At 27.9% G+C, this 12,039-nt stretch carries 8 protein-coding genes; 5 read left to right on the top strand and 3 right to left on the bottom strand.

Annotation, left to right across the window (positions count from 1 at the left end; translation table 11 throughout):
* Positions 1-6: 6 nt before the first annotated feature.
* From H8S10_RS05280 to dhaL, 3 genes are all read left to right on the top strand, one after another.
* On the top strand, positions 7-1,326 hold the full coding sequence (locus H8S10_RS05280; RefSeq protein WP_186838147.1) for an MATE family efflux transporter: 1,320 nt from the start codon (positions 7-9) through the stop codon (positions 1,324-1,326).
* A complete protein-coding gene (gene gshAB, locus H8S10_RS05275) occupies positions 1,320-3,641 on the top strand; it encodes a bifunctional glutamate--cysteine ligase GshA/glutathione synthetase GshB (protein WP_186838146.1) in 2,322 nt (773 codons plus the stop codon). The genes H8S10_RS05280 and gshAB overlap by 7 nt, the downstream gene beginning before the upstream one ends.
* Positions 3,642-3,946: 305 nt before the next feature.
* Complete coding sequence (gene dhaL / locus H8S10_RS05270) at positions 3,947-4,588, top strand: dihydroxyacetone kinase subunit DhaL (RefSeq protein ID WP_186838145.1); 642 nt, start codon at positions 3,947-3,949, stop codon at positions 4,586-4,588.
* 135 nt (positions 4,589-4,723) lie between these two features.
* Here dhaL and H8S10_RS05265 read toward each other — a convergent pair whose 3' ends face one another.
* Positions 4,724-5,608, bottom strand: coding sequence for a hypothetical protein (locus H8S10_RS05265; protein WP_186838144.1), 885 nt, complete (start codon positions 5,606-5,608; stop codon positions 4,724-4,726).
* Positions 5,609-5,783: 175 nt separating this feature from the next.
* Between H8S10_RS05265 and H8S10_RS05260 the strand changes: the two genes are divergently transcribed.
* Complete coding sequence (locus H8S10_RS05260) at positions 5,784-6,653, top strand: radical SAM protein (RefSeq protein WP_186838177.1); 870 nt, start codon at positions 5,784-5,786, stop codon at positions 6,651-6,653.
* Positions 6,654-6,895: 242 nt separating this feature from the next.
* Here the strand turns inward: H8S10_RS05260 and H8S10_RS05255 are convergent, their stop codons facing one another.
* Together H8S10_RS05255 and H8S10_RS05250 are read right to left on the bottom strand one after the other, a co-directional pair.
* Positions 6,896-8,635 (bottom strand): LTA synthase family protein, encoded by a 1,740-nt coding sequence (locus H8S10_RS05255; RefSeq protein ID WP_186838143.1) that lies wholly within the window; start codon positions 8,633-8,635, stop codon positions 6,896-6,898.
* Positions 8,636-8,749: 114 nt separating this feature from the next.
* Positions 8,750-9,070, bottom strand: coding sequence for a TIGR04104 family putative zinc finger protein (locus H8S10_RS05250; protein ID WP_186838142.1), 321 nt, complete (start codon positions 9,068-9,070; stop codon positions 8,750-8,752).
* A gap of 150 nt (positions 9,071-9,220) precedes the next feature.
* On the opposite strand from H8S10_RS05250, the gene H8S10_RS05245 reads away from it, so the two are divergent.
* Complete coding sequence (locus H8S10_RS05245) at positions 9,221-11,848, top strand: cation-translocating P-type ATPase (protein ID WP_186838141.1); 2,628 nt, start codon at positions 9,221-9,223, stop codon at positions 11,846-11,848.
* The last annotated feature ends 191 nt before the right edge of the window (positions 11,849-12,039 follow it).

Here is a 12,039-nt window from a genome sequence, read left to right as displayed (position 1 = left end):
GGAAAAATGAAAAAAGTTGATTTAACTAAAGGTAAAGTTTTAACAGTGCTTACAGCTTTAGCAGTACCTATAATGGGAAGTTCTTTATTACAATTTACATATAACCTTGTTGATATGCTTTGGGTTGGGGGGCTAGGGAGTGATGCGGTAGCAAGCGTTGGTTCATCAAGTTTTTTTATTGGATTAGGATATTCAATAAATTCTTTAGTTGTTATAGGAGCAGGAATAAAGATATCTCATGCTATAGGTGGAAAAGATAATAATAATGTAAAAGAGTATATAAATACAGGAATAGCTATCAACTTTTTTATAGCAATTGTATATGCTCTAATTCTTATTTTTTTAGGAAAGAATTTTATAGGATTTTTAAATCTAGGTAATCCTATAGTAGAAAGGGATTCATATTATTATCTTGCAATAAATGGACCAATATTGTATTTTTCATTTTTTAATTTTCTTTATTCAAGGATTTTTGGAAGCTTTGGAAATAATAGCGATGCTTTAAAGATTAATGCGATAGGGATAGCAGTAAATATAATTTTAGACCCTATATTCATTTATATCTTTAAATTTGGAGTTATTGGAGCAGCATTAGCTACATTGATAGCTAATGTAATAATGTATGTATTGTATAAGGTGAAATCTAAAGGTTTATTAAAGTATGATAGAAGTTTAAATGTAAATTACGAAAAAGTAAAAGAAGTAGCTAAGTTAGGGTTTCCTATGGCATTTCAAAGAGTGTTATTTACTCTGGTAAATATAGTTCTAGCAAGAATTATTGCAATTTTTGGTACCAATGCTATTGCAGCTCAAAAGATAGGATTACAGATTGAATCTATAACATATATGGTTATAGGCGGTTTAAATGGAGCTATATCAAGCTTTACAGGACAAAATTTTGGGGCCAAGAAGTTTAAAAGAATTAATGATGGATATAATACTGCACTAGCAATTGGAATATCGTATTCTATATTAATGTCCTTAATATTTATATTTTTTAAGGAACCAATAATAAAATTATTTATAAGAGATGTAGATACAAGTTTAATAGCTTATGGATATTTACAAGCAGTAGCTTATTCACAAGCTTTTAGTACAATAGAAATGGTATCTAATGGACTTTTTACAGGACTGGGAAAGCCCAAAATACCTGCGACTATAAGTATAATATTTACTGTATTAAGAATTCCAATGGCATTAGTACTTATTAAGTATTATGGAATAAATGGGATATGGTGGAGCATTGCCATATCAAGTGTTTTAAAAGGAGTAGCAGCTTATTTAATATATAAATTGAAGGTAAGCAAGGAGTATAAAATATGTTAGATAAAATTAAAGATATAATTATAAATAATAAATCAATAGGTAGTTATGGTATTGAAAGGGAAGGACTAAGAGTAACTAATGAAGGAAAGCTAGCCTTAACGCCTCATCCAAAGGTTTTTGAGAAAAAGATATGCAATCCGTATATAACAACAGATTTTTCAGAAAGCCAAATTGAGGTAATTACACCAACATTCAATTCAGTAGAAGAATGTTATAATTTTACAAATGTACTTTATGATATTGTAGCTCAAGAAATTGGAGATGAATACTTATGGCCAATTTCAATGCCCTGTATCTTACCAGAAGATAAGGATATTCCAATAGCTGAATTCTGCGAGTGTCCTATGGGAATAAATGCAAGAAGGTATAGAGAGCAATTAATGAAAAAATATGGAGGCAAGAGACAATTAATATCTGGAATTCATTATAATTTTTCATTTCAAGATGACTTTTTAAAGGAGCTTCATAAAAAGGTAGGTGAAGGAACGTCATTTAGGGAGTTTAAGGATAATGTTTATTTAAAACTTGTAAGAAATTATTTAAGATATAGATGGCTTATAATATATCTTTTATGTGGTTCAAATGTTATTCATGATAGTTTTGAAAAAGAATACATAGAAAGCTTAAATAAGATAAATGAAGATACATATCATAATGAAAGTGCTTTATCTTATAGAAACAGTCAATATGGTTATAAAAATAATATAGATCTTTATCCAAATTATGACTCTGTTAAAGCTTATGTAGATAGTATGAACAATTTTGTTAAGGATAAGGTTTTAGAAAGTCATAAAGAATTATATAGTCAAGTAAGATTAAAAGCAGCAGATATAGATAATTTTTTAGAATCTTTAGAGAAAGATGGAATAAAGTATTTAGAATATAGGAGCTTAGATATCAATCCTTTTGAAAAAGGAGGAATCTCTTTAAATGATTTAAAATTCTTAGAAGTATTTAATATTTTCTTATTGGTTAAAGAAGAAAGTGATTATGAAAAGTGGCAAGAGGAAGCATTAGATAATCAAAAGCTAATTGCAGAGCAAGGATTAAGCAATGTAAATTTAAAGAGAGATGGGAAAAATATTTCTAAAGAAGAATGGGGATTAGAATTATTAAGATATATTAAAAATATTAATGATGAATTAAATTTAGTATCCAATGAAATTATTTTAGAGATGATTGATAAAATTAAAGACTTTAAGATTACTTATGCTTATAAGATGCTTAAAAAAGTAAAATCAGAAGGTTTTGTAGAGGCAAATTTAAGCTTAGCTAAGAAATATAAAGAAAGTGCATATAAAAATAGATTTAAGCTTGAAGGATATGAAGAATTAGAATTATCAACTCAAATTTTAATGAAAGAAGCTATTAAAAGAGGTATAAAAGTTGATGTATTAGATAGAAGTGAAAATTTTATATCATTAAAGAAATGTGATAAAAAAGAGTATGTGGTTCAAGCAACAAAAACTTCTAAAGATAATTATGCAACTATACTAATTATGGAAAATAAGGTAGTTACAAAGAAAGTTTTAGAAGATAATAATATTAGAGTACCTAAAGGTGAAGAATATACTTCTATAGAAGAAGCAAAGGTTAAGAGTGATAAATTTATAGGAAAACCAATAGTAATTAAACCTAAGTCAACAAATTTTGGCATAGGTATTAGTATATTCACTGAAGGTGCAAGTAAAGATGATATGATAAAAGCCTTTGAAATAGCTTTTGAGAATGATAAAACTGTTTTAATTGAAGAATTTATAAAAGGAAAAGAGTATAGATTTTTAGTTATAGGAGACAAGGTTGCCGGAATACTTCATAGAGTACCAGCTAATGTTATAGGTGATGGAAAGAGCACTATAGCAGAACTTGTAGAAATTAAAAATCAAGATTCTTTAAGAGGAAAAGGATATAAAACACCGTTAGAAAAGATTATACTTGATAAAAATGCAGAACTTTTCTTAAAACAAAGAGGACTAGATTTTAATTATATTCCTAAATGTGATGAGATAGTTTATTTAAGAGAAAATTCTAATATAAGCACAGGCGGAGATAGTATAGATTATACTGATGATATTCCGCAAAAATTCAAAGATATAGCAGTAAAGGCGACTAAGGCAGTAAAGGCAAAAATATGTGGAGTAGATATGATGATAGAAGATTATAAAGAAGAAAATTCACCATATGCAATAATAGAATTAAACTTTAACCCTGCAATTCATATCCACTCATATCCATATAAAGGTAAAGAACGAAAGATTGCCGTTGAAGTACTTAAGTTATTGAATCTTATTGATTTAGGTGATAATCATAAATAAATATTCATGTGCATAAAAAGAGAACTTTTAATTAGTTAAGTATTATATATAGAATAAAAACTCTGCTAAATTATATATTTAGTGGAGTTTTTTAGTAAGAGTTTACTCTTTTCTATTTTATATTTAGCTAATCAGTTAATAAATGTTGTGCAATCTTCTTTTTAAATTCACTTTAAATGCAGGGTGTAAATGTTTAAAAATATTAGATTTAGGTATTAACTATGAAAAAAAACAATATTATTTAATATAGTAAATAGTTAATTAGAGTGGGAAAGTAATAGGGGTTAAGGAGTTGAGTAAACATTATGGGATTAACATTAAAAGAGGTACTTTATACATTTGAGAAAATAGAAAAGAAAATTACTTATTATAAACAGTTTTTAAATGAGCTTGATGCTATTATTGGAGATGGAGATCATGGAACAAATTTAAGCAAGGGATTTAAAGTTGCAAAAGAAAAAGTTAAAGATAAAGAGTTTAAAGATTGGGGAGATATATTTAGAACAGTAGGTATGGCTATTTTGTCTAATGTTGGAGGAGCGTCAGGACCACTGTATGGAACTGCATTTATGAAAGCATCTATGATTGGAAAAGAAAAAGTTGAAATTAATATTGAAGATTTTAGAGATATATTAAAGGTTTCAATAGATGGAATTAAGATGCGGGGAAAAAGTGAAAAAGGAGATAAGACTATGTTAGATGCATTAATTCCAGCTTATGAAGAAATTAATTATGGAATAGAAAATAAATTATCTGTATTAAATACGCTTAAGAATTCAGTTGAAGCAGCTAGAAATGGTGTTGAATATACTAAGCTTATAGTTGCTAGTAAAGGAAGAGCACTTTATTTAGGGGATAAGAGCATTGGACATCAAGATCCAGGAGCAACTTCGTCTTTAATTATTTTAGAAGTAATATTTGATACAGTAAATGAATTAAGGAATTAAAATTGGGGTTTTAAGAGGACCTTGTGATAGAATATGTGAAAATGTTTTCGGAAAATTGCATTTATTAAAATATAAAAAAGTACGGAAAGATGTATTTAAAGACATTTCGTACTTTTTTATATTTATTAAATTAATTTATTCGATTACTGTAGTTATAGAATTTATCCAATCATTCTTCAAGACATTTATATCTTTTCCTGTAATATCTTTTAAAGCTTCTTTTGTATTTAATGATTTATAGATTTTAATTAAATTATCTTTGCCAATAGAATATTCTAAATACTTAACAAAGGATGCAGAGTAGATATAAAAGATTGGTTCACTATTATAATCAATATAATTAGGTACACCATTTTCTCCAACTAAATCAAAAGCTGTTAAACTTTCTAACGTTCCACTATTATAAAATTCAAGAGAGAGTTTATCAATGTCACAGCCATTATTAGGATAAGTAGGATCTCCATTAAGTTTATCATTTAAATATACAGCCAAACCTTCTTTAATCCATAAGGAACTACAATCCCAAGCTATTATATGAGTTAATTCATGGATATAGGAGCTAGTGTTTTCCATTACATTATCTACTGATATTAAAGCAGTATGTTCTATATTAATATTTTCATTGTTAAACTCAGGATCGTCCATAGACCAATCTATACTAACAAAAACTCTAGAATTAATATAGTGATCAGAATTTAGATTAATCCCCAAATAATTTTCTATAGCTATAATTCCATTATCAATTTTTTTTGCAAATTCTATCAATTCATCTTCAGTTAAATAATCAGCTCTAGAATATAAAATGGCATATTCTGTGCAATATCGTATATAATCCTTTTTATAATCATAATCAAAAGTATATAATTCATCTAAGTCAAGTTCTTCTTGTAATTCTGTATCTATAGTATCATCTTCGGCTACTATTGGATCAGCATAATTATTAATGCTGTAAAGAGCGTTAGAACATATGATTATAACAATAATAATAAAAGTTAAAATTACAAATCTTATTTTCCTCATAAAATAATAACCTCCATTAAAGTTATAGTATTATATATTCTTAATAATTAATAAAAAGTATAGGAATTTAAAACTTTATTAATATATGAGGAAGTATAGGGAAATGTTCTATTGTATAAATTCATTTTTTTATGGTAATGTAATAACTATAGATTTAATTGATAGAGGTAGACTAATGAAAAGATTTAAAAAGGTTTATATAGAAACAACCAATATTTGTAATTTAAGTTGTAATTTTTGCCCTAAAACTAGTAGAGAGTTAAGGTTTATGGAAGTGGATAGCTTTAAAAAAATAATTGATGATGTAAAACAATATAGTGATTATGTATATTTTCATCTTATGGGAGAGCCATTTTTGAATAAAAATTTAGAGGAATTTTTAGAAATATGCAAAGAGGCTGAGTTAAAGGTTAATATTACGACTAATGGAACTTTAATAAATAATGTTAAGGAAATTTTACTAAAAAGCAAAGCTTTAAGACAAGTTAATATTTCACTTCATAGTTTTGAAGCAAATGATAGTAAAGTGACTTTAGAAGAATATATAACTAATATTACTAGCTTTATAAATGAAGCTAATGAAAATTCCAATATAATCTGTTCAATAAGGTTATGGAACATGGATACTGAAGAGTTAAAGGCTTGTAATAGCTTAAATAGCAATATATTGAGAATTCTTGAAGAAGAGCTTAATATAGAATTTAGTTTAGGTGAAAGATTACAAGAAAAGTCAGGAATAAAGGTAAGAAAAAATTTATATGTAAATATGGCAGAAAAATTTGAGTGGCCTAATATAAATCTAGTAAATGAAGAAGCTGAAGTGTTTTGTTATGGATTAAGAGACCAGATTGGTATATTAGTTGATGGAACAGTAGTTCCTTGTTGTTTAGATAGCGAAGGAAATATTCCGTTAGGAAACATATTCAAAACTCCACTAGGAGATATAATAACATCAAAAAGAGCACTTGATATATATGATGGTTTTTCTAATAGAAAAGCCGTTGAAGAGCTTTGTAAAAGATGTGGATATGCTAAGAGATACTAATTGAAAGAAAGTGCGAAGCACTTTGGTGAGAAGTTTAACTTCGTCAAAGGGGAAAAGTCAGCTAAAGCTGAGGAGAAAATAGTGCCTATGTCAATAGGGAAAAGATATCTAATGAGATAAAATGCTTTTCTTTGCTACTTATAGTAGCATTTTTCCCTTAACGTAGTTAACTTTTCCACGCTACGTAGTAGCCTTTCACTTCGACAAAGTCGACTTTTCACTTGCGAGCCTTAGCTCGCACTTTATTTATTAGAGTAGCTTTCTCCTTCAACTCTATCGTAGGTTAACACATCTAATATAGCATCTCTATCACTAATACTTTGAATATTAGGAGAGTATATTGGTGTTGTTTCCATATGATTTATCATAGTTGATGAAAATTTATCTAAAGGTGTTCCTAACGACTCTATAACTACATATGGAAGATAAAATGTAGATATTTTCGTATCATTCAAATATGAAAAATCTTTATCATAATTATTATATATTAGGTATTTTTGATTATATAAGTTTTCTGTGTTACTAGAGTCTATTCCAAATTGACTATATATATCAGATGTAGGGGTAAAGAATGGATAATGATCCCCAACAAATACTAATATTACATCTTCCTCGAAATTATTTAACCATTCTAAAAACGACTTCAAGTCATCAGAAGTTTTCTTAATACCTTCAAGGTAGTATTTAAGTTCATTTAGGTCAGATGTACCATCTGTAATATTGTCATCATCGTAATACGGTTGATGATTTTGCATAGTAGTAGTAAATATATAACTTGGACTATCATCTTGCTCTAATTGTTGTTTTATTTTCTCAAAAACAGAATAATCATCTATATATCTTCTGAATCTAGTACTATCGTTAATCATATCTTCTTCAAAGAAAAGATTATTAAATCCATAACCACCATAGATAGAGTTTCTACTATAAAAAGAACCGCTAAAAGGATGAATATAAGTTGTATTATATCCTAAATCCTTAAAATAAGATGGTATAGAGTTAGTTAGATTATCATCAGTTAATAGATTATGAGGTATTGATGGTGTATTAAGAGAATACACTGGTAGTCCAAATAGTAATTCAAATTCTGTTCTTGGAGTGTAACCTCCAAAAGTTGGAACAACACAATTACCTATAAAATTATCTTTTGAAATTTCATCAAAGCTTTCGTAGTAAGATGATAAATCTAAAGAAGATTCAAGACTTCTAAAATCACCAAATGATTCAGACATAATAAATATTACATTAGGTTTTTTATAATCATCAGAAGTTTCATTTATTTCAGATAAACTGTTATTTACAAGATCTTCAGAATAATTTTCAGGTTTACGTAATCTCGAAGTAAATTTATTAGATGTTGTTTGAGATAAAAATCCTATAAGACCGTTTGACTCGAAGCTCTCGTTTATAGCAAATATATTTGTTGATGTTTCGTTATCTAAATTAAAAGTTGCATAAATATTTGTTGAAGGTTTAGGAAGAAGTATACCTAAAAGTAATGTGCAAATGCAAATGAAGCTTGTTAAAAATCTTCTTTTGAAAGTAAAAGGAAGATTAAAGGTATATTTCTTGCACAATACTATATAACCAATAATTAATATTAAGCATATTATTAAAGGCCAAGTGAAGTTTAGTTTTGCAAACTTTCCTACGTCTCCTATATTTCGAGTCATAACTAAATCACTTAAAGTTAGATGAGTTCCACTAGTTGTATATTTAAAATACTCTACTGTGGAAAGTATATACAAGGTTATACTTAGAATTCCTACTGCTATATGACTCTTTTTTGTAAAAAAGAGTATTGCAAAAAAGAGAACTGAAATTAATAATACGCTATATAAAAATGCTGGAAATTTACTAGTTACAAAACCTAGTAGTTTATTGAAGCTTTGCATATGATTAAATTCAGTAATTAATACAATAAAAATAGGAAAAAAGCAGTAAGTAATAATTTTAATTAGTTTATTATCCTTTAATTTCATATTAACCACCTATATTATAAAAATTTAGTATATATTTTATTATAATACTATATTTTACAAATAAAGCAATTGATAAAAACTTAAATAATTCTTAAATATTCTGTAAATATTACCCTATCTTTTGCTTTTTGATAAATCTTCAAAAATTTCAAACTTATCAGTTAAAGGTTCTATTATAAAAAATAATATAAAAAATAAAATGAATGCTAAAAGATATTTTATCCAAGATTCGATATTTATATAAGCGGAGTTAGTTATGATTGCCCAAAAGATAAAGGTTAATAGCATTATTACACTAAAAATAAATTTAGATTTTATTGATGCGATAAGCTTATTTTGGCATTGAGGACAAGTTATATATTGTGAATGTTTTCTGATAAAGATATCTTTAGTAGAAAATTTATAATTACAATGAGGACATATTTTCTTAAGCATTTTGATACCTCCTAAAATTTACAAATATAATACTATGTATTATAAAATTTTTATAAATATTACAGCTAAACTTATTATATTAAATAAAATATTGTTAAAGGATAATACTATAATTATAAATTCATCACAAATTATAGAAGGAGTAATTATATGTATTATAGAAAAGAATATTCTGATGTAATAAAAGAATTAAAAAGTGATGCTGAAGGTATAACAAGTAGCGAAGCCAAAGATAGACTAGAAAGAGATGGATACAATGAGTTAAGAGAAGGATCTAAAGTTCCTATATGGAAAATGTTTTTAGAAAGTTTTAAAGATCTATTAGTTATAGTATTACTTATAGCAGCTATAGTACAGATATTTTTAGGTGAAGTAGTAGAATCGCTTATTATATTTTTAGTAGTAATATTGAATTCAGTGTTAGGTGTTACTCAAACAAGGAAAGCAGAAAGTTCATTAGATAGTTTAAAAAAGTTATCAGCACCAAGTGCTAAGGTACTAAGGGATGGAAAAAAGATAACTATTCCTGTTAAAGAGATTGTAGTTGGTGATGTTGTATTTTTAGAAGCAGGAGACTATATACCAGCAGATGGTAGACTTATAGAAGCTCAAACATTAAAAGTAGTAGAAGGGATGCTAACTGGAGAGGCTGAAGCAGTCTTAAAGCATACAGATAAAATAGAGGAAGAAGTAGGAATAGGTGATAGGAAAAACATGGTATTTAGTGGTGCTACTGTTGTTTATGGAAGAGGCAAGCTAGTAGTTACCCAGACTGGTATGAACACTGAAATGGGAAAAGTTGCATCACTTTTAGAAACAGCAGGAAATAAACGAACACCTCTTCAACAAAAGCTTGATGATTTTGGCAAGAAGTTAGGAATAATGATAATGCTTTTAGCAGCAGCTATATTTGCTATTCAAGTTATAAGAGGATATTTAAGCGGAAGCGATTTAAAAGCATTAATTTTTGATTCATTTATGTTTGCCATTGCTGTGGCAGTAGCAGCTATTCCTGAAGCTTTATCTTCAATAGTAACTATAGTATTAGCTGTTGGAACTAAAGATATGGCAAAGAAGCAAGCTATAATAAGAAAGCTTCCAGCAGTTGAAACTCTAGGATCTACTAGTGTTATTTGTACTGATAAAACAGGAACATTAACTCAGAATAAGATGACAGTTGTAGATTTCTTTATGTATGGTATTACAAAAGAAGAAGTTAAAGCAGAAAGTGATTCTTCAGAACAAGTTGAAGCCATGAATTTAAGTTCTACGTTATGTAACGATGCAGATATTACAGAAGATGGAGTTGAACTTGGAGATCCAACTGAGGTAGCACTTTTAAGATTTGCAAATAAAAGAGGGATAGATTATAAAGAGTTAAGAGAAAAATATGATAGATTGAGTGAAATTCCTTTTGATTCTGATAGAAAGTTAATGTCTACTGTAAATTCAATAAATGGAAATGCTATAATGTTTACTAAAGGTGGACCGGATGTAGTATTTAGTCGTGTGACAAAAGCATTAGATGATGGTGAAGAAGTAGATATTTCAGAAGAAATATTAGATAAGTATAGAAAACAAAACGAATATTTTTCTAATAGAGCATTAAGAGTATTAGCTTTTGCTTTAAAAGATGTACCAGATGAGGATTTTGTACCAGCATTAGAGGATGAGGTAGATATGACTTTAGTTGGATTGATGGCAATGATAGATCCACCTAGAGACGAAGTATTTGGGGCTGTAGCTGAAGCAAGTGGAGCAGGTATAAAAACAGTTATGATAACTGGTGACCATAAAACTACAGCAGCAGCTATAGCAAAAGAAATTGGAATTATGAAAGATGGAGATATAGCTTTAACTGGCCAAGAATTAGATGCATTAAGTGAAGCGGAATTGAAAGAAAAACTTGAACATATAACTGTTTATGCAAGAGTTTCACCAGAGAATAAGATTCGAATAGTAAAGGCATGGCAAGAAAAAGGTTATATAACAGCTATGACTGGAGATGGGGTAAATGATGCACCAGCTCTGAAACAGGCTGATATAGGAATAGGAATGGGAAGTGGAACAGATGTAGCTAAGGATGCTGCAGCTATGATATTAACAGATGATAATTTTAAGACTATAGTTTCAGCTGTTGAAGTAGGAAGAACTGTATATAGTAATATAAAAAAATCTATTACCTATCTTTTCGCAGGGAATTTAGGTGCTATAATAGCTATTCTATTTGCAGTATTTGTAGGATGGCCCAATCCATTTACAGCATTACAACTATTATTTATAAATTTAATAAATGATTCTCTTCCAGCAATAGCTTTGGGGCTTGAACCAGCAGAAAAAAATATTATGAGCGAAAAGCCAAGGAATATTAATGAAGGAATATTACAAGGTGGAACATGGCAATCAGTACTCATTAGAGGTATTATAATAGGAGTTGTAGTTATATTAGCTCAGTATGTTGGAAATAGAGTATCACCAGAACTAGGCGCTGCTATGGCATTTTCAACAGTAACAATATCAAGAATATTTCAAACTTTGCCAGCTAGATCAGATAAAGTTACAACATTTAAATTGGGTATATTTAAAAATATATATGCTATTGGCGCTATAATAATATGTCTTTTATTATATTGTATAGTGCTTATTCCAGGAGTTAGAAGCATATTTGATATACCAGATAGCTTTGGAATGTTTAATTTCCTAATTTGCTTAGGATTTGGATTACTCGCAGCACTAATTATGGATATAAGTAAATTGTTTAATAAAAGAAAAGTTTAAAAAGAATTATTATATAGTATGCATCGTATTTCTTTAAAGTTAGTAATTAACATGTTGTTATTTTATTGAAGTACGATGTATTTTTGTTCAATAAAATATTTATTAAGATAGATGATATAGGGTGTAAATGTTACTTAACTAAATTATAATTAGATGTTTAGTAGGAAGTAAAATAATATGCTATAATATTA

Origin of the sequence: Clostridium sp. NSJ-49 (assembly GCF_014287725.1) — a bacterium.
Lineage (GTDB): Bacteria > Bacillota > Clostridia > Clostridiales > Clostridiaceae > Clostridium > Clostridium disporicum_B.
Note: the sequence above shows the minus strand (reverse complement) of the source record. Positions and strands in the feature narration are given on the sequence as shown.

Bases quoted from the DNA above. Each gene is read 5' to 3' on its own strand.
- H8S10_RS05280 (WP_186838147.1), top strand. From the start codon at position 7: ATGAAAAAAGTTGATTTAACTAAAGGTAAAGTTTTAACAGTGCTTACA.
- gshAB (WP_186838146.1), top strand. From the start codon at position 1,320: ATGTTAGATAAAATTAAAGATATAATTATAAATAATAAATCAATAGGT.
- dhaL (WP_186838145.1), top strand. From the start codon at position 3,947: ATGGGATTAACATTAAAAGAGGTACTTTATACATTTGAGAAAATAGAA.
- H8S10_RS05265 (WP_186838144.1), bottom strand. From the start codon at position 5,608: ATGAGGAAAATAAGATTTGTAATTTTAACTTTTATTATTATTGTTATA.
- H8S10_RS05260 (WP_186838177.1), top strand. From the start codon at position 5,784: ATGAAAAGATTTAAAAAGGTTTATATAGAAACAACCAATATTTGTAAT.
- H8S10_RS05255 (WP_186838143.1), bottom strand. From the start codon at position 8,635: ATGAAATTAAAGGATAATAAACTAATTAAAATTATTACTTACTGCTTT.
- H8S10_RS05250 (WP_186838142.1), bottom strand. From the start codon at position 9,070: ATGCTTAAGAAAATATGTCCTCATTGTAATTATAAATTTTCTACTAAA.
- H8S10_RS05245 (WP_186838141.1), top strand. From the start codon at position 9,221: ATGTATTATAGAAAAGAATATTCTGATGTAATAAAAGAATTAAAAAGT.